The sequence below is a fragment of the Streptomyces sp. NPDC004721 genome (assembly GCF_053601495.1).
Genome location: NZ_JBSGBZ010000030.1, coordinates 1 through 19,051 on the forward strand (window position 1 = coordinate 1; position 19,051 = coordinate 19,051).

A 19,051-nucleotide genomic window follows, 5' to 3' on the forward strand; every position below is an offset into this window, starting at 1 on the left:
CCGCAAGAAGGAAGTCATGCGGGCCGGCGAGCCGATGCTCAAGAAGGTCCGCCAGCTCATCGAGTCGGTCAACGACACCCTCAAAGGCCAGCTCGGCCTGGAACAACACGGCGCACGCACCGTCGAGGGCGTCGCGATCCGGGTCGCCCAGCGCGTCCTGGCCCTGGCTGCCGCCATCTGGCACAACTTCCAGACAGGCCAGGCGGTCAGCCGCTCACTGACCGCCTATGACCACTGACCGTATTCGGACAGACTCGTCTAGGAGGTCTACCGCAAGCAGATCCGCCCCGTGATCCAGACCGGCGCCGTGGTCATGGACGGCATCTTCAAGCGGGATCCGGAGCGGTAGTCACGCAGATGGACACGGAGACGAAACAGGTGAGGCACCTACCAATACTGGTAGGTGCCTCACCTGGTGTTTCACTGTCGGGGTGGCGGGATTTGAACCCACGACCTCTTCGTCCCGAACGAAGCGCGCTGCCAAGCTGCGCTACACCCCGATGTCGCTGCTTGTCGCGGCGACGACGTTTACTTTAGCCCACTGGTGGCCAGAGGCGAAATCCGGTTTTGGTGCGGCGGCGGATCGGGTTCGGGCGGGTGTGGTCGGCGGCTACGAGGAGGAGGGCCAGGGCGTAGAAGGCGAGGCCCAGGAGGAGGGCGTTGGCCAGGACGTGCTTGTAGCCGTGCTGGGAGACGTCCAGGAAGGGGTGGAGGTAGCGGTCGGGGGCGTCGGCGGGGAGCAGTTCGCCGCGAGTGAGGGAGAAGGCCAGGTAGGCCAGGGGGTAGAGCAGCCACGGTGCGGCCTGGCTCAGGTGGAGGCGGTCGGGCTCGGTGAGCAGGAGCCAGTCCAGGAGGGCGGCGGCCGGGGCCGCCGTCAGGAGGATCACGGTGGCCGCCTTCTGCCAGAGCGGGTGGGTGCCGGGCTCGCCCGTGATCGAGAACGCCGGCGATGTGCGGGCCAGGATCGCGTGGTGCACGAGGGCCGTGATCAGGGCGTAGAGCACGGTCGCTCCGGTCAGCGTGGCCGGCAGGGGCTGGCGGGCCGCCCGGGCCCTGCGGGCCGAGAGGAAGAGGACCAGCGCCAGGAGGATGTTGCTCTGGATCGCGAACACGCTCAGGACGCGCGCCGGGGAGCCGAGGTGCAGTTCCACGGCCACCGCGGCCGTGATCACCGCGGCGGTGATCAGGCGGTAGGCCGCCGCCCCGGGGTGGCGGGTGGGCGCCACGACGGCGGTCGGGGGGACGAAGGAGGAGGGCATCAGCTTGACGATGCCCGGGACTGCGGGAAGCTCCGGTATGTCCCGAGGTATGGAAGGCGTCGGAGGTATCTCCGGCACCTCGGGCAGTTCGGGGGTCTCGGCGGCCATGCCCTCACGGTAGGGAGGGCGGACATAGGGGGCGATTCGGGTAGCCCGTATGGGTTACGTGGGTTACGGATTGCCGTGCGGTGAGAAACCGCCGCCGCCCCGCCCCCAGGCCCGTACCGCTACCGCGTCACTCCCGCCCCACCAGCGTCAGCAGCGTCGCCTCCGGCGGGCAGGCGAAGCGGACCGGGGTGTAGCGGTTGGTGCCGCAGCCGGCCGAGACGTGCAGGTAGGACGTGCTGCCCTCGGCGGTGTGGGTGGACAGGCCCTTCACCCGGTCGGTGTCCAGGTCGCAGTTGGTGACCAGGGCGCCGTAGAAGGGGATGCAGAGCTGGCCGCCGTGGGTGTGGCCGGCCAGGATCAGGGGGTAGCCGTCGGCCGTGAAGGCGTCCAGGACGCGCAGGTACGGGGCGTGCACCACGCCCATCGAGAAGTCCGCCGCGGTGGACGGGTCGCCCGCCACCCTGGCGTAGCGGTCCCGCTTGATGTGCGGGTCGTCCAGGCCCGTCAGCTCCACCGAGAGGCCCTCGAGCTTCAGGGTGCCGCGCGTGTTCGTCAGGTTGAGCCAGCCGGCCGCGTCGAAGCCGTCCCGCAGGTCCTCCCACGGGTTGTGGATCACCCCGACGGCGGGCGCGTTGCCGTTCAGGCCGTGCCGGCCGCTCGCCTTCTCCAGCAGGTAGCGGGCGGGGTTGCGCAGCTTGGGGCCGTAGTAGTCGTTGGAGCCGAAGACGTACGCGCCCGGGAACTCCATCAGCGGGCCGAGGGCGTCGAGGACCTCCGGCACGCCTTCCGGGTCGGACAGGTTGTCGCCCGTGTTGATCACGAAGTCGGGGCGCAGTCCGGCGAGCGAGCGCAGCCAGCGCTGCTTCTTGCGCTGGCCGCCGACCATGTGGATGTCGGAGACCTGGAGGACACGCAGGGGGCGCATGCCGGAGGGCAGGACCGGGACCGTCACCCGCCTCAGGCGGAAGGAGCGGGCTTCGAACCCCGCCGAGTAGAGGAGACCGGCGGCCGCGACCGCCGTGATGCCCAGGGGTACTCCGTATCGCGCGCGCATGTGTCCATCGTCTCAGGCCCATGCCGTGCCGCGGAAATCGCCCGTGGGCCGCCACGGCGTCAACGCGCGGGCTCCGCTCGGGGATCGGCGTGCCGCCGGGCTCCGTAAACCGGCGCGCGGGAGCCTTGCCGTACCTGCGACAATCAAACTCATGACCACGCTCAAGTCGAAGCTGCACGATGACCTCAACGCCGCGATCAAGGCGCGTGACGAGCTCCGCTCCTCGACGCTCCGGCTGACGCTCGCCGCGATCACCAAGGAGGAGGTCGCGGGCAAGGAGAAGCGTGAGCTCTCCGACGACGAGGTCCTCAAGGTGATCACCAAGGAGGCCAAGAAGCGCCGGGAGGCGGCCGAGGCCTTCGCGCAGGGTGGTCGCGCCGAGTCGGCCGAGCGGGAGAAGGCGGAGGGCGAGGTGCTCGCCGCGTACCTGCCCAAGCAGCTGTCCGACGAGGAGCTGGACCGGATCGTCGCCCAGGCCGTGGAGGAGGCGAAGGCCGCCGGTGCGGAGGGGCCGCGGGCCATGGGCGCGGTCATGAAGATCGTGAACCCCAAGGTCGCGGGCCAGGCCGAGGGCGGCCGTGTCGCCGCCGCGGTCAAGAAGCTTCTGGCCGGCTGACCCGGCCGGTCCTCGGGGACGGACCCGGGTACGTACGACGAAGGAGCGCCGGCCATCCGCCGGCGCCCCTTCGCTGTGGCCGAGGTGCGGGACGGCATCCCCGCCGCCCGCCCGTCAGGCCACCTGCCCGTCAGCCGCGGCGTCCTCCGTTGCCGTTGCCCCGCGGTCCGCCGTTCTGGCCCTGGAAGAAGCCCTCCGGGATCGTGATGGACGGGTTCGGGAAGGGGTTGTTCCCGCCGTTGTCGCCCCCGTTCCCGTGCCCGTCTCCCCGGTCCCTGCCCTTGTGCTTGTCCTTATTCTTGTCCTTCTCGGGGTCCGGGATGTTCACGAGGTTGAAGGACGGGGCGTCCTTGCCCGCCAGCGCACCCGACATCATGTCGCGCCAGATGGGGCCGGGGACCTGGCCACCGAAGACCTTCTCATAGGGGGTGCCGCCGATGGTGATGTTGACCATGCGCCGCTCGTGCGCCGGGTCGCCGACCCAGACCGCGCCCGCCATGTTCGGCGTGTAGCCGACGAACCAGGCCGCGAAGCGGAAGTCCGTCGTACCGGTCTTGCCGGCGCTGGCACGGTCGCCGAGGCCGGCCTGCGTGCCCGTACCGTCCTCGACCACACCCTTCAGGAGCGTGTTGACCGTGTCGGCGGTGGTCTCCGACATCGCACGCGAGCACGTCGACTTCGGGACGGTCAGGGTCTTCTTCTGGTTGCCAGTGGTCTGAGTGATCGACTCTATGGCGATCGGTGTGCAGTACGTGCCGCGGGAGGCGAACGTGGCGTACGCGCTCGCCATGGTCAGCGGCGACACCTCCTGGGTGCCGAGCGCGATCGAGGGGTTCTGCTCGATCGGTGTGCCGTCCGCGCGCCGCACGCCCAGCTTGCCGGCCATGTTCTTCACCGGGCAGATGCCGATGTCGCTGATCAGCTGCACGTAGTAGGTGTTGACCGACTTGGCGGTCGCCTCCTTCATGCCGTACGGGCCGACCTCCGACTCGTTCTCGTTGGTGAGATCGAAGCCCTTCGTGTTCACCCAGTTCTTGCCGTCGCAGGCGGCGACCGGGCTCGGGTACGGCATCTTGTAAGGCGAGGAGTACTCCTGAGTCGCGGGCTTGCCGCCCTCGATGGCGGCCGCGGCCACGATCGGCTTGAACGTGGAACCGGGCTGGTAACCCGCGCCGCCGCCCATGGCCTTGTCCACCGAGAGGTTGATCTGGGTCTCGTTCTTGCCGAAGCCGTACGGACGCGACTGGCCCATGGCGAGGATCTTGCCGGTGCCGGGCTCGACGATGGTTGCGGCCGTGGCCACGGCGTCGCTCGCGTTGACGTGGTCGCGGACGGCCTTCCCCAGGGAATCCTGCGCCTGAGGGTCGAGCGTCGTGCGGATCGTCAGACCACCGCGGTTCCAGATCTTCGCCCGGTCCGTCCGGGTCTTACCGAACACCGGGTCGTTCATGAACACTTCGCGGACGTAGTCGCAGAAGAAGCCCGCGCCCTTGGTCGCCGTGATGCAGCCGTTGCGCGGCTGGGTGACCTTCAGGCCCAGCGGTTCCTTCTTGGCCTTGTCGGCCTCCGCCTGTGAGATGTCGCCGACACTGGCCATGCGCTGCAGGACGACGTTGCGCCGCTTGGTGGCCTCGGCCTCGTCGTTGACCGGGTCGTAGCGGCTCGGGGACTGGACGAGGCCGGCGAGAAGCGCCGCCTCGGGCAGGGTCAGGTCCTTGGCGTGCTTGGAGAAGTAGCGCTGGGAGGCGGCCTCGACGCCGTAGGCCTGCTGGCCGAAGAACGTGATGTTCAGGTAGTTCTCGAGGATCTTCTTCTTGCCCAGGTCCTGCTCGACCTGGATCGCGAACTTCAGTTCCTTGATCTTGCGGCCGATGGTCTGCTGGGTGGCCTCCGCGACCTTCGTCGGGTCGTCGCCGGCCTCCTCGACGAAGACGTTCTTCACGTACTGCTGGGTGAGCGTGGAGGCGCCCTGGGAGACCCCGCCGCTCTGCGCGTTCTTGTTGAGCGCGCGCAGCACGCCCTTCAGGTCGATCGCGCCGTGCTCGTAGAAGCGCGAGTCCTCGATCGCGACGAGCGCCTTCTGCATGTACGGCGAGATGTCCTTCAGCTGGACCACCGTACGGTCGCGGGAGTAGACCTGGGCGATCTGCTCGCCCTTGTTGTCCAGGATCGTGGTCCGCTGACTGAGCGGCGGACGCTTGAGGTTGGCCGGGATGTCGTCGAACCCCGTGGCCGATCCCTTGGCGGCCAGGCCCAGCGCGCCGGCCGCGGGCAGTGCGATGCCCGCCATCACGGCTCCCGCGAGCACACTGACACCGAGGAACTTGGCGGCCTGCTGCGTTGACGACAGACCACCGCCCGAGCGCTTCTTTGGCATGGGGGCAGCCTAATCCGTAGTGATGTGCGATCCGACGGAGCGGGGCTCCTCGGAATGTTCGAATACAGGATCGTGACATCCGAGGGTCGCCGGGCAGGCAACACCTCAACGCGCACGGTGACCTCGCGGGCGCAGTTCGCCACCCCGGCTGTCGAACACGGCCCCCGGTGCCGCGTGGGGCGTAGCAACGTGAGGCGTCTACGTTCTCATTCGCCGGACACGCGTATATGCCTTGGCCTAAGCTGCTCTCGACTGTCACAGCGGTGCGGCCACGTATCAGTACGTCCGGCAGCTCCGAAACGTTCTGGCTCCGCTCGACTTTTCTGGTCGGGTGGTCCGGGTGGTGTCGGGGCGCGCGGTCGGGGCGTGTGGGATGCGTGCCTGAATTCGCCCTGTGTGTCACCTGGTGTCCATTGCGGCACACCGTAACTGCCCTATTGCGCCCGGAATGTCGCGCATGTCGCCAGCTCACTCCCCCGGGTGATCTGCCGCTTACCCATAGTCCGTTCGGACCATTCAAGATTGGGCCCGCTGGGGGTGTTGCGCCGTGCCCACCTTCCGTAACGTCCTCAACTGGCGGCGGTGAATATGCCGCTGCCGCCGTGGGGGAGCCTCGATTTCGGGAGAGGACGGCGCCGGTATGGGCTGGGTAACCGACTGGAGTGCGCAGGCGGCCTGTCGCACTACCGATCCGGATGAACTGTTCGTTCAGGGAGCAGCGCAGAACAGGGCCAAGGCGGTGTGCACCGGATGCCCGGTTCGCACCGAATGTCTCGCCGACGCGCTCGACAACCGCGTCGAGTTCGGCGTCTGGGGGGGAATGACGGAGCGTGAGCGCCGCGCACTGCTGCGCCGGCGGCCGACCGTGACTTCCTGGCGCCGGCTGCTGGAGACCGCGCGCATGGAGTACGAGCGGGGCGCGGGACTGGTGTCCCTCGCCGACGACCAGGTGTACGAGGACTACGCGGCGGTGGGCTGAGGGGGCTGGCTGAGGCGTCGTCCTTTCTGGGCGGCGGGCCCTCCCTCCTGGGCGGTCTGCCTTCGGGGGCGGCTGAGCCGTCCCTCCTGGGCGGGCCGCGGTTGTCCGTGTGTTCGTGAGTCCGTGGCCGTCCCGCCGCGGGGAGGGGCTGCGGAAGCCCCCGGCGGGCGCGCGTCAGGCGCCCGGCTCGGGCAGCTCGCGGCGGTGTTCCGCGAGCCGGTTTCCGATGTCCCGCAGCCCCGTGAGGTCGTGTACGTCCCCGGGCAGCGCGGCCACTTCGGCCACTGCCACCTCGGGATGCAGGGCGGTGAAGCGGTCACGCGTGCGCTGCTCACGGGAGAGCAGCTGCATGCGCTCGGCATGCAGCCTCAGCAGGCCCGCGGTGACCTGGTCGACGGACGACTCCGGCTCGAAGTCGTCGTCGGCGGGCGCCTCGGGGTCCGCGGGAGGCGCACCGGAATCGGGATGAGCAGCGGGAGAGTCTGAACTTCCGTACGTTTCGGGAGAGTTACGAATTCCAGCTTTCCCGTCCCGCTGATCCACAATGCGGGACTCCTCAAGATTTTCCGCGGCGGCGAGCGCCCGCTCGGCCGACAGTTCACCGGCGCCGCTGCCGTGCACCCGGTTGAGCACCAGACCGGCCAGCGGCATCTTCTCCGCGGCCAGTCGCTCCACGAAGTACGCGGCCTCGCGCAGCGCGTCCCGCTCCGGGGCCGCGACCACCAGGAACGCGGTTCCCGGCGCCTGGAGCAGCTTGTACGTCGCGTCCGCGCGGGTGCGGAAGCCGCCGAAGGTCGTGTCCATCGCGGCCACGAACGTCTGGACGTCCTTGAGCAGTTGACCGCCCAGCAGCTTGCCGAGCGTGCCGGTCATCATCGACATCCCGACGTTCAGGAACTTCATCCCCGCGCGCCCGCCCAGCTTCGCCGGGGCCGTCAGCAGCCGGATCAGCCGGCCGTCGAGGAAGGAGCCGAGCCGCTTGGGCGCGTCCAGGAAGTCCAGGGCCGAGCGGGACGGCGGGGTGTCGACGACGATGAGGTCCCACTCGTCCCGGGCCCGCAGCTGGCCCAGCTTCTCCATCGCCATGTACTCCTGCGTGCCCGCGAAGCCGGCGGAGAGCGACTGGTAGAAGGGGTTGGCCAGGATCGCGGCCGCCCGCTCGGGGTCCGCGTGCGCTTCGACGACCTCGTCGAAGGTGCGCTTCATGTCGAGCATCATGGCGTGCAGCTCGCCCTCGCCCTCGGTGCCCTTCACCCGGCGCGGGACGTTGTCCAGGGAGTCGATGCCCATGGACTGGGCGAGCCGGCGGGCCGGGTCGATGGTCAGGACGACCACCTTGCGGCCGCGCTCGGCGGCGCGCAGGCCGAGGGCCGCCGCGGTGGTGGTCTTGCCGACCCCGCCCGAGCCGCAGCACACCACGATCCGGGTCGTCGGGTCGTCGAGCAGCGGGTCGACCTCGAGCGCGCGCGTGGGTGCCAGATGGCGGACGCCGTCGTGCGCGGGGGCGGAGGTGCGCGCGGTCTCCCGCGCGGGTGCCGGGTCCGGGCTCATGACATCCCCTGCTTCCGCAGCTCGGTCGCCAGTTCGTACAGGCCCGCCAGGTCCATGCCCTCGGCGAGCAGCGGCAGTTCGTGCAGGGGCAGACCCAGCTCGCTCAGCACCGACCGCTGCTCCTCCTCCAGCGTGTAACGCTCGGCGTACTCCTCGGCCTGCTCCAGCAGCGGACCCACCAGCCGCTCGGCGTTCTGACCGCGTTGTCCTCCGCCGAGCCCGGCGGAGGACAGCGACCGGGCGAGCGCGGTGCGGGAAGCGGTCCGTACGAGTTCCAGGTCGCCCGCGTCCAGCACCTGCGGGCGCTCCATGTTCACGATGATGCGCCCCACCGGCAGCCGGGCGGCACGCAGTTCGGCGATGCCGTCGACGGTCTCCTGGACCGGCATCTCCTCCAGCAGCGTCACCAGGTGCACGGCGGTCTCGGGCGACTTCAGCACCCGCATCACCGCCTGGGCCTGATTGTGTATCGGGCCGATCTTCGCCAGGCCCGCCACCTCGTCGTTGACGTTGAGGAAGCGGGTGATGCGCCCGGTGGGCGGCGCGTCCATGATGACGTAGTCGTAGATGAATTGTCCGTTGCGGTCCTTGCGCCGCACCGCCTCGCACGCCTTGCCGGTCAGCAGGACGTCCCTGAGCCCGGGAGCGATGGTGGTGGCGAAGTCGATGGCGCCGAGCTTCTTCAGAGCCCGGCCGGCACCGCCCAGCTTGTAGAACATCTGGAGGTAGTCCAGCAGGGCCAGTTCGGGGTCTATGGCCAGCGCGTACACCTCCCCGCCCCCGGGAGCGACGGCGATCTTCCGTTCCTCGTAGGGCAGCGCCTCCGTCTCGAAGAGCTGTGCGATGCCCTGCCGGCCCTCGACCTCGACGAGGAGCGTCCGCTTCCCCTTCGTGGCCAGGGCCAGCGCGAGGGCGGCGGCGACCGTCGTCTTTCCGGTCCCGCCCTTGCCGCTGACGACCTGGAGCCTGCTCACGTATTCGAGACTAACCAGTTCGCGCTCGGGTCACGCGGGAGGCTGTGGACAACCGGCGTCGTGGTCGCCCCGTGGCCCGCCGGCGGCAGCGGATACAGTCGGCCACATGACCAAGTGGGAATACGCAACCGTGCCGCTGCTCGTCCATGCCACGAAGCAGATTCTGGACACCTGGGGCGAGGACGGCTGGGAGCTCGTCCAGGTCGTGCCCGGACCGAACCCCGAGCAGCTGGTGGCCTACCTGAAGCGGGAGAAGCAGGCATGAGCGCGGTCGAGGCGAGGCTGGCGGAGCTGGGTCTGAGGCTGCCGGAGGTCGTGCCGCCGCTGGCCGCCTACCAGCCCGCGGTGCGGTCCGGCGTGTACGTCTACACCGCCGGCCAGCTGCCGATGGTGGACGGAAAGCTCCCGGTCACCGGCAAGGTGGGCCTGGAGGTCACCCCGGAGGAGGCCAAGGAGCTGGCGCGCACCTGTGCGCTGAACGCCCTGGCGGCCGTCAAGTCCGTCGCGGGCGACCTGGACCGTGTCGCGCGCGTGGTGAAGGTCGTGGGCTTCGTCGCCTCGGCGGCGGACTTCACCGGCCAGCCGGGCGTCGTCAACGGCGCCAGCGAGCTGCTGGCCGAGGTCCTCGGCGACAAGGGCGTGCACGCGCGCAGCGCGGTCGGTGTGGCGGTGCTGCCGCTGGACGCCCCCGTGGAGGTGGAGATCCAGGTCGAGCTGGAGCCGTAGGCGGAGCCCGGAACCGGCTCTGACCTCGGTCACCTCTCGAACATTCGCGCACCACGGGATAGCCTCCGCCCATGGCGAATGGGCAGTGGTTTCCCCCGGACTGGCCGGACCGTATCCGCGCGCTCGCGGACGGCAGCCTCACACCGGTCGCGCCGAAGCGCGCGGCCACCGTCATGCTCCTGAAGGAGACCGGTTCCGGCCCCGCGGTGCACATGCTGCGCAGACGCGCCTCCATGGCCTTCGCCGGAGGCGCGTACGCGTACCCGGGCGGTGGCGTCGACCCCCGTGACGACGACCACCACGTCCGCTGGGCGGGGCCCTCGCGCGCGTGGTGGGCCGACCGCCTCGGCGTCGACGAGAAGGCGGCCCAGGCGATCGTCTGCGCCGCCGTCCGCGAGACGTACGAGGAGGCCGGCGTCCTGCTCGCCGGCCCCGACGCGGACAGTGTCGTCGGCGACACCACGGGTGCCGACTGGGAGGCCGACCGCGCCGCCCTGGTCGCCCGTGAGCTGTCGTTCGCAGAGTTCCTGGACCGCAGGGGCCTGGTCCTGCGCTCGGACCTGCTGGGGGCCTGGACCCGCTGGATCACCCCCGAGTTCGAGTCCCGCCGCTACGACACCTGGTTCTTCGTGGCCGCGCTGCCCGAGGGCCAGCGCACCCGGAACGCCTCCACGGAGGCCGACCGCACGGTGTGGATCGCGCCCGCGGAGGCGGCGGCCGGGTACGACCGGGGCGAGCTGCTGATGATGCCGCCCACCATCGCCACCCTGCGCCAGCTGGTGCCCTGCGGCAGCCCCGCCGAGGCGCTCACCGCCGCGCGGTCCCGCGATCTGACCCCCGTGCTCGCGCGGGCCCGCCTGGTGGCCGGCGAGGTGGTCCTGACCTGGCCGGGGCATGACGAGTTCACCAAGCACATCCCGAGCGGCACGGCCCGCGCGTGAGCCGCCGCTCCCGCCCGGCCGACGTCGAGGAAGGCCCTCTCGCATGACGGACGCAGCAGCGCTACCAGGTCAGCCCCGGGGCGGTGTACTGGCCGGCCCCGCCACCGCGCGGGCCGTCAACGTCCTCGCGCCCAACGCGTCTCCCATGACCCTGGACGGCACCAACACCTGGATCGTCTCGGAGCCCGACTCCGACCTGGCCGTGGTGGTGGACCCCGGGCCGCTGGACGAGGGCCACCTGGCCCAGGTGGTCGCCGCCGCCGAGGAGGCGGGCAAGCGGATCGCGCTGACCCTGCTGACACACGGCCACCCCGACCACGCCGAGGGTGCCGCCCGCTTCGCCGAGCTGACCCGCACGCGTGTGCGTGCGCTCGATCCGGCCCTGCGGCTGGGCGACGAGGGCCTGGGCGCGGGTGACGTGATCAAGGTGGGCGGGCTGGAGCTGAGGGTCGTACCGACCCCCGGCCACACCGCCGACTCCCTCTGCTTCCACCTGCCGGCCGACCGCGCCGTGCTCACCGGCGACACGATCCTGGGCCGGGGCACGACCGTCGTCGCGCATCCCGACGGCCGTCTGGGCGACTACCTGGACTCGCTGCGGCGGCTCAGGTCCCTCACGGTCGACGACGGCGTCCACACGGTCCTGCCCGGCCACGGACCCGTCCTGGAGGACGCCCAGGGCGCCGTCGAGTTCTACCTCGCCCACCGGGCCCACCGGCTCGCCCAGGTCGAGACGGCCGTCGAGTCCGGCCACCGGACCCCGTCCCAGGTCGTCGCCCACGTGTACGCCGACGTGGACCGCTCCCTGTGGCCGGCGGCCGAGCTCTCGGTGCGCGCCCAGCTGGAGTACCTCCGGGAGCACGGTCTCATCTGACGGCCGACGACGAGCCCCGTCTTGCGGCCGACGACGAAGGCCCACGACGAGGGCCCCGTCCCGGCCGGGAACGGGGCCCACACGACCGCGACGGGTCAGCGCGAGCGCTTCGCGAGGCGCTCCACGTCCAGCAGGATCACCGCGCGGGCCTCCAGGCGGAGCCAGCCGCGCTGGGCGAAGTCGGCCAGGGCCTTGTTCACGGTCTCGCGGGAGGCGCCGACCAGCTGGGCCAGCTCCTCCTGGGTGAGGTCGTGCACCACGTGGATGCCCTCCTCGGACTGCACGCCGAAGCGGCGGGAGAGGTCCAGCAGAGCACGGGCGACACGGCCCGGGACATCGGAGAAGACCAGGTCCGACATCTGGTCGTTGGTCTTGCGCAGGCGCCGGGCGACGGCGCGCAGCAGGGCGCCGGCCACCTCGGGCCGTACGTTCAGCCAGGGCTGGAGGTCGCCGTGGCCGAGGGCCAGCATCTTGACCTCGGTCAGCGCGGTCGCGGTCGCGGTGCGCGGGCCCGGGTCGAACAGCGACAGTTCACCGATGAGCTCGCCGGGGCCCACGACGGCCAGCATGTTCTCGCGACCGTCCGGGGACGTGCGGTGCAGCTTGACCTTGCCTTCGGTGACCACGTAGAGCCGGTCGCCCGGGTCGCCCTCGTGGAACAACGAGTCGCCACGTGCGAGTGTCACCTCCGTCATGGAGGCGCGGAGCTCCGCGGCCTGCTCGTCGTCGAGCGCCGCGAAGAGCGGATTGCGCCGCAGAACGTCGTCCACGAGTTCTCTCCTTGTCGACCTGCTCAGAGGATCTTGCTCCCCCGTGTGCCAGGGGTCCGTGTTCCCCATTTTGCCGGACGGTCCAAACAGTGTGATCTGTCACAAGGATGCCGCACAGGTGTGCCCGTTTACGCGGCAGGGGGCCAATCGGGGTCCGATCTCGGGGGTCCGGAGCGGATGTCGGTGCTGGGCTTTAGGCTGGCCGGGTGTCCAAATCGCCGGTGAGAGCGCAGGCCGAGGGGGCTGGGCGGGTGGTTGTACGTGAGGATTCCGCTGTGGGCGAACAAGGGCCCGACGATGGAACGAACATGGCAAAAGCGGCGAAAAAGGCACCCGTGAAGAAGGCAGTACCTGCGAAGAAGGCAGCACCTCGGAAGAAGACGGCCCCCGCCAAGAAGGCCGTGGCCCCGAAGAAGGTGACGGTCGCGCCGAAGAAGGCCAGTGCCGCCGTCGAGAAGGTCGCGCCGGCGAAGACGCTCGCCGCGAAACCGCCGAAGAACGAGTCGCGCACGGCCCTGGTCCGCCGGGCCCGCCGTATCAACCGCGAGCTCGCCGAGGTGTACCCCTACGCCCACCCCGAGCTGGACTTCGAGAACCCCTTCCAGCTGCTGGTCGCCACGGTCCTGTCGGCCCAGACCACGGACCTGAGGGTCAACCAGACCACGCCCGCGCTGTTCGCCAGGTACCCCACCCCCGAGGACCTCGCCGCCGCGAACCCCGAGGAGGTCGAGGAGATCCTGCGGCCCACCGGCTTCTTCCGGGCCAAGACCAAGTCGGTGATAGGCCTGTCCAAGGCCCTGGCGGAGGAGTTCGGAGGCGAGGTCCCGGGGCGGTTGGAGGACCTCGTCAAGCTTCCCGGCGTCGGCCGCAAGACCGCCTTCGTGGTCCTCGGCAACGCCTTCGGCAGGCCCGGACTGACCGTGGACACGCACTTCCAGCGGCTGGTGCGGCGCTGGCAGTGGACCGAGGAAACCGACCCCGACAAGATCGAGGCCGCCGTCGCCGCTCTCTTCCCCAAGAGCGACTGGACGATGCTCTCGCACCACGTGATCTTCCACGGCCGCCGTATCTGCCACGCCCGCAAGCCCGCGTGCGGCGCCTGCCCGATCGCCCCGCTCTGCCCGGCCTACGGCGAGGGCGAGACGGACCCGGAGAAGGCGAAGAAGCTGCTCAAGTACGAGAAGGGCGGCTTCCCGGGCCAGCGCCTCAAGCCGCCGCAGTCCTACCTGGACGCGGGCGGCAGGCCGGCACCGCCGCTGGGGGCCGGATGACACCGGGGCCGGAGGACGCGGAACGATCTCGGTGCCGTCGGGCGTTGGACACGGCAGGACGGCGAGGGGAACGGGGGTGGCGATGACGCGGGCGAGTGAGGCGAGCGGGACGCAGGGCGGCTCGGTGGCGCTCAGCACGGAGGGGCTGCCCGGCTGGCTCGGGCCGGTCGTGCGCGTGGCCGAGACGGTCCGGCCGGTCCAGCTGAGCCGCTTCCTGCCGCCGGAGGACGGCGCGGGGCGCCAGTCCGCCGTCCTGATCCTCTTCGGTGAGGCCGAGCGCGGCCCCGAGCTGCTGCTCATGGAGCGGGCCGGCTCCCTGCGCTCGCACGCCGGCCAGCCGGCGTTCCCCGGCGGGGCGCTCGACCCCGAGGACGGCGACCCGCAGGGCGAGGGCCCGCTGCGGGCCGCGCTGCGCGAGGCCGAGGAGGAGACCGGGCTCGAGCCGGGCGGCGTCCAGCTGTTCGGCGCGCTGCCCCGGCTGTACATCCCGGTCAGCGGCTTCGTCGTCACACCCGTGCTCGGCTGGTGGCGCGAGCCCAGCCCGGTCGGTGTCGTCGACCCGGCGGAGACCGCACGCGTGTTCACCGTGCCCGTGGCGGATCTCACGAACCCCGACAACCGGGCCACGACCGTCCACCCCAGCGGCCATCAAGGTCCGGCATTCCTGGTCGAATCGGCCCTCGTGTGGGGCTTCACCGCCGGGATCATCGACCGCCTGCTCCACTACGCGGGCTGGGAGCGGCCCTGGGACCGCGGCAAGCAGGTCCCGCTCGACTGGCGGTCGTGACAGGGTGGGCACCGCGTCGGTGCTGCCGGGGGGCGGAACTCCAGGAGGACACAGGCCGACCTGGGGTGATCGAAACATGATGAGGCGAGGCTCGACGCGGTGAACATGCTGGACATCCTGCTGCTGATCGCCGCGGCGTGGTTCGCGGTCGTGGGCTACCGCCAGGGATTCGTCGTCGGCATCCTGTCGGTGATCGGCTTCCTGGGCGGCGGACTCCTCGCCGTGTACACGCTCCCGGTCATCTGGGACGCGATGACGGACAACACGCCGGTCAGCACCACCGCGGCCGTCGTCGCGATCATCGTCGTGATCGTCTGTGCCTCGGTCGGCCAGGCACTGACCACCCACCTCGGCAGCAAGCTGCGCGTGTACATCACCTGGTCCCCGGCCCGCGCCCTGGACGCGACCGGCGGTGCCCTGGTCAACGTCGTCGCCATGCTGCTGGTCGCCTGGCTGATCGGCTCGGCCCTCGGCGGGACGACGATACCGACGCTGGGCAAGGAGGTGCGCAACTCCCGGGTGCTGCTCGGGGTCTCCGAGGTGCTGCCCGCGCAGGCCGACACCTGGTTCGCGGACTTCACCTCCGTCCTCGCGCAGAACGGCTTCCCGCAGGTCTTCAGTCCGTTCGCCAACGAGCCCATCACCGATGTACAGCCCCCGGACCCAGCGCTGGCGAACAGCGCCGTGGCCCTGCGCGCCAAGCAGTCCGTCGTCAAGGTCATGGGCACCGCGCGCAGTTGCGGCAAGGTGCTGGAGGGCAGCGGCTTCGTCTTCGGAAACCGCCGCGTCATGACCAACGCGCACGTCGTGGGCGGGGTCGACGAACCCACCGTCCAGATAGGCGGCGAGGGACGGAAGTACGACGCCAAGGTCGTCCTGTACGACTGGCACCGCGACATCGCCGTGCTGGACGTGCCGGACCTGAAGGCGCCGGCCCTGAAGTTCACCGGCACGGACGCGCGCAGCGGCGACGGCGCGATCGTCGCCGGCTTCCCGGAGAACGGGTCGTACGACGTCCGTGCCGCGCGCGTGCGCGGCCGCATCACGGCCAGCGGCCCGGACATCTACCACCGCGGCACCGTGCGCCGTGACGTCTACTCGCTGTACACGACCGTGCGCCAGGGCAACTCCGGCGGCCCGCTGCTCACGACCGACGGCAGGGTGTACGGCGTGGTGTTCGCCAAGTCCCTCGACGACGCCGACACCGGCTACGCGCTCACGATCGACGAGATCCAGCAGGACATCGCGCAGGGGCGTACCGCGAACCAGCAGGTGGGCAGCGACGACTGCGCGCTGTAGGCCGTGCCGGCCGGTGCCGGGTCAGCCGCGGCTGTGACGCAGGCGTACCGAGACCCAGCGCGCTCGGCGGCGCAGGATGCGGGGAATGCCCACCCGTGGATCCGTGTCCGTCAGCGGCGGAGCTCCGCGCTGATGGGAGTTGGGACCGCTCACCGAACGGCGGGTGCCTGCTACGTCGTTGTAGTCGTGCGTCCAGCCCATACCGGGACGTCTGCCCCCGCCCCAAGGTCGATAACCGCCCGCGGACTCCCCAATTGGCCTATGCGCCGGGCAATTGGCAGTTCGCAGGACAGGTGTTCACGTTCGGATACCGGGCGCATCGTCCGGGTCACCGATCCGGTTCGGGGTCTTTCAGCCAGTTGACCAGCTCCGTCGAGAAGGCCACCGGATCCTCCTCGTGAGGGAAGTGGCCGAGGCCGTCGAAGAGGCGCCAGCGGTAGGGGGCTTCGACGTACTCGCCCGAGCCGGCCGCGCTGCGGGTGCGCTGGACAGGGTCGAGGGAGCCGTGCAGGTGCAGCGTCGGCACGCGCACGGGCCGCTTCATCCGGCGGTAGAACTGGATGCCGTCGGGCCGGGCCAGCGAGCGCACCAGCCAGCGGTACGGCTCGACGGAGCAGTGCGCCGTCGAGGGGATGCACATGGCGCGGCGGTACGTCTCCACCGCCTCGTCGTCCGGCAGCCGCGGCCCTGACCAGTCCCGTACGAGCCGGGCCACCAGGGCGCCGTTGTCGGCGGTGAGCTGCCGCTCGGGGATCCAGGGCCGCTGGAATCCCCAGATGTACGAATTCGCCGCCGTCTGCCGGACGTCCCCGAGCATCGCCGAACGCCAGCGCCTGGGGTGCGGCATCGAGGCGACCGCGAGCCGCCGTACCAGCTTGGGGCGCATCGCGGCCGCCGTCCACGCCAGGTAGCCGCCGAGGTCGTGGCCGACCAGCGCGGCGTCCGGCTCGCCGAGCGAGCGGACCACTCCGGTGATGTCGAGGGCGAGGTTGGCCGGGTCGTAACCGCGGGGCGTACGGTCGCTGCCGCCCACACCGCGCAGGTCCATCGCGACGGCCCGGAAACCGGCGTCGGCGAGGGCGACCAGCTGGTGCCGCCAGGTCCACCAGAACTGCGGGAAGCCGTGCAGCAGCAGGACCAGCGGTCCGTCGCCGAGCTCGGCGATGTGGAAGCGGGCGCCGTTGGCCGCGACGTCCCGGTGCGTCACCTTCCTGCCGCCGGGCAGGTCGATCCGGACGACCGGCGTCGATTGCGCCGAAGGGGTGGCGGGCTCCGTCATGAGGTCGAGCGTGCCACAGCCTCGATGGCCGCGGGGGAGCGGTCCTCCAGGGCGGCCGGCTCCGGGCGCGGGTGCGGCTTGGCGTTCTGGAGCACCCCGGCCGTCGCCTTCATGGACGCGGCGACCTTCTGCGGGCCCTGGCTCTTCTTCGTCTTCTTCCCGAGGAGCACACCGATCAGCGCCAGTACGCCGGCGATCAGGAAATTGGCCGCGAAGGAGAGCAGGAAGCAGAGGGCGAGGTTCCACTTGGTCCAGGTGTGAATGCCGTACGCCAGCGCGAAGTTGAGCATCGGCAGGGAGAACAGCAGCAGCGCACCGGCCAGGCCCAACACGCTGCCGCTGGCCGCGCCGCGCCTGACGTCCTTGCGCAACTGGGCCTTCGCCAGTGCGATCTCGTCGTGCACCAGGGCCGACATCTCGGTGGTCGCCGAGGCGAACAGCTGGCCGATGCTGCGTTCGGTGCCGACCGGGCTGCCGTCGGGTGCGCTCATCGCGGTTTTCCTCTCCTGCCTGACTTCGGACTGCGTTCCGTCCGGTCTCTGTCCGGCTGCTGTCAGTGCCTGACTTCTGCCCGACTGGGAACGCTCCTGTCATTTGTACCGTCCCGTCAGATCATGCCGGACCGCCGTCCTGCTCGCCTGCCCTGTCCGGCACTTCGGCAAGCCGCCCGTCCTGTTCGGCGGTCTTCGCCTCGGCGAGCCGGCGGTGCTCGGCGGCCTTCCGTTCGTGAATCTCGGCCATGCGCAGGTGGTAGGCGGGGTCGTCCTGCTCGTAGACGTCCGGGATGCCGTCGAGATCGTCGTCCCGCTCCTCGGACTCGCACAGCCTCCGGTACCGGGCGTTGCGGATCTTCAGCAGGACGGTCGCCAGAATCGCCGCGATGAGGGAGCCGGTGAGGACGGAGGCCTTGACCTCGTCGGTGAGCGCCGCGTCGCCGGTGAAGGCCAGTTCGCCGATGAGCAGGGAGACGGTGAAGCCGATCCCGGCGAGGGTCGCCACGGCGAACAGGTCGGCCCAGGCGAGGTCCTCGCTGAGCGACGCCCTGGTGAAGCGGGCGGTGAGCCAGGTCCCGCCGAAGATGCCGACCGTCTTGCCGACGACGAGTCCGAGGACGACGCCGAGTGTCTCGGGCCGGGTGAACACGTTGGCCAGCGCCCCGCCCGAGACGGAGACGCCCGCGCTGAACAAGGCGAACAGCGGCACCGCCAGACCGGCCGAGAGGGGCCGTACGCGGTGTTCGACGCGCTCGCCGGGGGAGGTCTTCTCGCCCTCGTGGGGGGCGCAGCGCAGCATCAGGCCCATCGCGACGCCCGCGATGGTGGCGTGTACGCCGCTGTTGTACATCAGCGCCCAGATGACCAGGGCGAGCGGCACGTACACGTACCAGCCGCGCACGCCCTTGCGCAGCAGCAGCCAGAAGACGACGAGGCCGGCCGCCGCGCCGCCGAGCGCGGCGAAGTTCAGGTTTCCGGTGAAGAAGACGGCGATGATCAGGATCGCGAACAGGTCGTCGACGACGGCGAGTGTCAGCAGGAAGGCGCGCAGGGCGCTGGGCAGCGAGGTGCCGATGACCGCGAGCACGGCGAGCGCGAAGGCGATGTCCGTCGCGGTCGGCACCGCCCAGCCGCCGAGCGAGCCGTCCGAGACGAGGTTGGTCAGGGCGTAGACGACGGCCGGTGCCGCCATGCCGCACAGCGCGGCGATCACCGGCAGGATCGCGGCTCTGGCGTCCTTGAGGTCTCCGGCGACGAGTTCGCGCTTGAGCTCGATCCCGGCGACGAAGAAGAAGACGGCGAGCAGTCCGTCGGCGGCCCAGTGCTCCACGGAGAGGTTCAGGCCGAGGGAGGCGGGGCCGAGGTGGAAGTGTCCGACGCTCTCGTAGCTGCCGCGCAGGCCGGGGATGTTCGCCCAGAGCAAGGCGGCGACCGCAGCGAGCAGGAGGATCACACCACCGACGGTCTCGGTGCGCAGCGCGTCCGCCACGAAGTTCCGCTCGGGCAGGGACAGACGTCCGAGGAACTTGCGGGCTGGGGTGTCGGTGCGGGGCGCGGCCACGGGAACCTCCGGTCGGTGGGCATGACGGATCACATGCCGACCAGACTTCCCGGCGCACCTGAGGGATTTTTCCGTTGTGTTGTCCCGCCCACCTTACCCAAGGCGGGGCCGAGCAGGTCCCGGTGTCCGCC

At 70.6% G+C, this 19,051-nt stretch carries 19 protein-coding genes, 1 tRNA gene and 1 pseudogene; 10 read left to right on the plus strand and 11 right to left on the minus strand.

Features of this window, described 5'->3' with window-relative positions; translation table 11 throughout:
- Positions 1 to 238, plus strand: a pseudogene (locus tag ACWEK3_RS25675) (IS982 family transposase); the annotation flags it as partial.
- Between the two features lie 188 nt (positions 239 to 426).
- Here ACWEK3_RS25675 and ACWEK3_RS25680 read toward each other — a convergent pair.
- From ACWEK3_RS25680 to ACWEK3_RS25690, 3 genes are all read right to left on the minus strand, one after another.
- Positions 427 to 500 (minus strand) — tRNA-Pro (locus ACWEK3_RS25680).
- A gap of 33 nt (positions 501 to 533) precedes the next feature.
- Positions 534 to 1,367 carry a Pr6Pr family membrane protein gene (locus tag ACWEK3_RS25685; protein ID WP_453250674.1) on the minus strand — a complete coding sequence of 278 codons (834 nt, stop codon included), beginning with the start codon at positions 1,365 to 1,367 and terminating at the stop codon, positions 534 to 536.
- A 127-nt stretch (positions 1,368 to 1,494) separates the two neighbouring features.
- Entirely contained in the window at positions 1,495 to 2,421 is a 927-nt protein-coding gene (locus tag ACWEK3_RS25690) for a metallophosphoesterase (RefSeq protein WP_453250675.1), read from the minus strand.
- Between the two features lie 151 nt (positions 2,422 to 2,572).
- On the opposite strand from ACWEK3_RS25690, the gene ACWEK3_RS25695 reads away from it, so the two are divergent.
- Positions 2,573 to 3,037 (plus strand): GatB/YqeY domain-containing protein, encoded by a 465-nt coding sequence (locus ACWEK3_RS25695; protein ID WP_390724546.1) that lies wholly within the window; start codon positions 2,573 to 2,575, stop codon positions 3,035 to 3,037.
- Between the two features lie 130 nt (positions 3,038 to 3,167).
- Here ACWEK3_RS25695 and ACWEK3_RS25700 read toward each other — a convergent pair whose 3' ends face one another.
- A complete protein-coding gene (locus ACWEK3_RS25700; protein WP_450539628.1) occupies positions 3,168 to 5,414 on the minus strand; it encodes a transglycosylase domain-containing protein in 2,247 nt (748 codons plus the stop codon).
- A gap of 640 nt (positions 5,415 to 6,054) precedes the next feature.
- Here ACWEK3_RS25700 and ACWEK3_RS25705 point away from each other — a divergent pair.
- Positions 6,055 to 6,393 carry a WhiB family transcriptional regulator gene (locus ACWEK3_RS25705; RefSeq protein WP_172632898.1) on the plus strand — a complete coding sequence of 113 codons (339 nt, stop codon included), beginning with the start codon at positions 6,055 to 6,057 and terminating at the stop codon, positions 6,391 to 6,393.
- 174 nt (positions 6,394 to 6,567) lie between these two features.
- Here the strand turns inward: ACWEK3_RS25705 and ACWEK3_RS25710 are convergent, their stop codons facing one another.
- Both ACWEK3_RS25710 and ACWEK3_RS25715 read right to left on the minus strand, forming a co-directional pair.
- Positions 6,568 to 7,944 carry an ArsA family ATPase gene (locus ACWEK3_RS25710; protein ID WP_376608529.1) on the minus strand — a complete coding sequence of 459 codons (1,377 nt, stop codon included), beginning with the start codon at positions 7,942 to 7,944 and terminating at the stop codon, positions 6,568 to 6,570.
- Positions 7,941 to 8,918 carry an ArsA family ATPase gene (locus ACWEK3_RS25715; RefSeq protein WP_390724543.1) on the minus strand — a complete coding sequence of 326 codons (978 nt, stop codon included), beginning with the start codon at positions 8,916 to 8,918 and terminating at the stop codon, positions 7,941 to 7,943. Before ACWEK3_RS25715 ends, ACWEK3_RS25710 begins: the two co-directional genes overlap by 4 nt.
- Before the next feature lie 106 nt (positions 8,919 to 9,024).
- Between ACWEK3_RS25715 and ACWEK3_RS25720 the strand changes: the two genes are divergently transcribed.
- The 4 genes from ACWEK3_RS25720 to ACWEK3_RS25735 all read left to right on the plus strand — a co-directional run bounded on the left by ACWEK3_RS25720 (position 9,025) and on the right by ACWEK3_RS25735 (position 11,459).
- Complete coding sequence (locus tag ACWEK3_RS25720; protein ID WP_009189813.1) at positions 9,025 to 9,183, plus strand: DUF4177 domain-containing protein; 159 nt, start codon at positions 9,025 to 9,027, stop codon at positions 9,181 to 9,183.
- The gene (locus tag ACWEK3_RS25725; protein WP_225076967.1) at positions 9,180 to 9,644 is read left to right on the plus strand and encodes a RidA family protein; all 465 of its coding nucleotides are present in this window, start codon (positions 9,180 to 9,182) and stop codon (positions 9,642 to 9,644) included. The genes ACWEK3_RS25720 and ACWEK3_RS25725 overlap by 4 nt, the downstream gene beginning before the upstream one ends.
- 71 nt (positions 9,645 to 9,715) lie before the next feature.
- The gene (locus tag ACWEK3_RS25730; RefSeq protein WP_376397874.1) at positions 9,716 to 10,585 is read left to right on the plus strand and encodes an NUDIX hydrolase; all 870 of its coding nucleotides are present in this window, start codon (positions 9,716 to 9,718) and stop codon (positions 10,583 to 10,585) included.
- Positions 10,586 to 10,628: 43 nt separating this feature from the next.
- On the plus strand, positions 10,629 to 11,459 hold the full coding sequence (locus ACWEK3_RS25735) for an MBL fold metallo-hydrolase (RefSeq protein ID WP_450539634.1): 831 nt from the start codon (positions 10,629 to 10,631) through the stop codon (positions 11,457 to 11,459).
- Between the two features lie 95 nt (positions 11,460 to 11,554).
- Here ACWEK3_RS25735 and ACWEK3_RS25740 read toward each other — a convergent pair whose 3' ends face one another.
- Positions 11,555 to 12,229 (minus strand): Crp/Fnr family transcriptional regulator, encoded by a 675-nt coding sequence (locus tag ACWEK3_RS25740; RefSeq protein WP_100568471.1) that lies wholly within the window; start codon positions 12,227 to 12,229, stop codon positions 11,555 to 11,557.
- A 308-nt stretch (positions 12,230 to 12,537) separates the two neighbouring features.
- On the opposite strand from ACWEK3_RS25740, the gene nth reads away from it, so the two are divergent.
- The 3 genes from nth to ACWEK3_RS25755 all read left to right on the plus strand — a co-directional run bounded on the left by nth (position 12,538) and on the right by ACWEK3_RS25755 (position 15,586).
- Positions 12,538 to 13,500: an endonuclease III gene (gene nth, locus ACWEK3_RS25745; RefSeq protein ID WP_450539636.1), complete on the plus strand. Its 963-nt coding sequence runs from the start codon at positions 12,538 to 12,540 to the stop codon at positions 13,498 to 13,500.
- 82 nt (positions 13,501 to 13,582) lie between these two features.
- Positions 13,583 to 14,287, plus strand: coding sequence for an NUDIX hydrolase (locus ACWEK3_RS25750; RefSeq protein ID WP_225076963.1), 705 nt, complete (start codon positions 13,583 to 13,585; stop codon positions 14,285 to 14,287).
- A gap of 99 nt (positions 14,288 to 14,386) precedes the next feature.
- On the plus strand, positions 14,387 to 15,586 hold the full coding sequence (locus ACWEK3_RS25755; RefSeq protein WP_450539638.1) for a MarP family serine protease: 1,200 nt from the start codon (positions 14,387 to 14,389) through the stop codon (positions 15,584 to 15,586).
- A gap of 21 nt (positions 15,587 to 15,607) precedes the next feature.
- On the opposite strand, the gene ACWEK3_RS25760 is transcribed toward ACWEK3_RS25755, so the two are convergent.
- The 4 genes from ACWEK3_RS25760 to nhaA all read right to left on the minus strand — a co-directional run bounded on the left by ACWEK3_RS25760 (position 15,608) and on the right by nhaA (position 18,920).
- Complete coding sequence (locus tag ACWEK3_RS25760; RefSeq protein WP_361414150.1) at positions 15,608 to 15,787, minus strand: hypothetical protein; 180 nt, start codon at positions 15,785 to 15,787, stop codon at positions 15,608 to 15,610.
- A gap of 127 nt (positions 15,788 to 15,914) precedes the next feature.
- On the minus strand, positions 15,915 to 16,865 hold the full coding sequence (locus tag ACWEK3_RS25765; protein ID WP_361414153.1) for an alpha/beta fold hydrolase: 951 nt from the start codon (positions 16,863 to 16,865) through the stop codon (positions 15,915 to 15,917).
- Positions 16,862 to 17,356 carry a phage holin family protein gene (locus ACWEK3_RS25770; protein ID WP_390724538.1) on the minus strand — a complete coding sequence of 165 codons (495 nt, stop codon included), beginning with the start codon at positions 17,354 to 17,356 and terminating at the stop codon, positions 16,862 to 16,864. The genes ACWEK3_RS25765 and ACWEK3_RS25770 overlap by 4 nt, the downstream gene beginning before the upstream one ends.
- 121 nt (positions 17,357 to 17,477) lie before the next feature.
- Positions 17,478 to 18,920: a Na+/H+ antiporter NhaA gene (nhaA, locus tag ACWEK3_RS25775; RefSeq protein WP_450539643.1), complete on the minus strand. Its 1,443-nt coding sequence runs from the start codon at positions 18,918 to 18,920 to the stop codon at positions 17,478 to 17,480.
- Positions 18,921 to 19,051 lie beyond the last annotated feature (131 nt).

Coding starts and splice junctions, on each gene's coding strand:
- ACWEK3_RS25685 (WP_453250674.1), bottom strand. CDS start 1,367: ATGGCCGCCGAGACCCCCGAACTGCCCGAGGTGCCGGAGATACCTCCG.
- ACWEK3_RS25690 (WP_453250675.1), bottom strand. CDS start 2,421: ATGCGCGCGCGATACGGAGTACCCCTGGGCATCACGGCGGTCGCGGCC.
- ACWEK3_RS25695 (WP_390724546.1), top strand. CDS start 2,573: ATGACCACGCTCAAGTCGAAGCTGCACGATGACCTCAACGCCGCGATC.
- ACWEK3_RS25700 (WP_450539628.1), bottom strand. CDS start 5,414: ATGCCAAAGAAGCGCTCGGGCGGTGGTCTGTCGTCAACGCAGCAGGCC.
- ACWEK3_RS25705 (WP_172632898.1), top strand. CDS start 6,055: ATGGGCTGGGTAACCGACTGGAGTGCGCAGGCGGCCTGTCGCACTACC.
- ACWEK3_RS25710 (WP_376608529.1), bottom strand. CDS start 7,944: ATGAGCCCGGACCCGGCACCCGCGCGGGAGACCGCGCGCACCTCCGCC.
- ACWEK3_RS25720 (WP_009189813.1), top strand. CDS start 9,025: ATGACCAAGTGGGAATACGCAACCGTGCCGCTGCTCGTCCATGCCACG.
- ACWEK3_RS25725 (WP_225076967.1), top strand. CDS start 9,180: ATGAGCGCGGTCGAGGCGAGGCTGGCGGAGCTGGGTCTGAGGCTGCCG.
- ACWEK3_RS25730 (WP_376397874.1), top strand. CDS start 9,716: ATGGCGAATGGGCAGTGGTTTCCCCCGGACTGGCCGGACCGTATCCGC.
- ACWEK3_RS25735 (WP_450539634.1), top strand. CDS start 10,629: ATGACGGACGCAGCAGCGCTACCAGGTCAGCCCCGGGGCGGTGTACTG.
- nth (WP_450539636.1), top strand. CDS start 12,538: ATGGCAAAAGCGGCGAAAAAGGCACCCGTGAAGAAGGCAGTACCTGCG.
- ACWEK3_RS25750 (WP_225076963.1), top strand. CDS start 13,583: ATGACGCGGGCGAGTGAGGCGAGCGGGACGCAGGGCGGCTCGGTGGCG.
- ACWEK3_RS25760 (WP_361414150.1), bottom strand. CDS start 15,787: ATGGGCTGGACGCACGACTACAACGACGTAGCAGGCACCCGCCGTTCG.
- ACWEK3_RS25765 (WP_361414153.1), bottom strand. CDS start 16,865: ATGACGGAGCCCGCCACCCCTTCGGCGCAATCGACGCCGGTCGTCCGG.
- ACWEK3_RS25770 (WP_390724538.1), bottom strand. CDS start 17,356: ATGAGCGCACCCGACGGCAGCCCGGTCGGCACCGAACGCAGCATCGGC.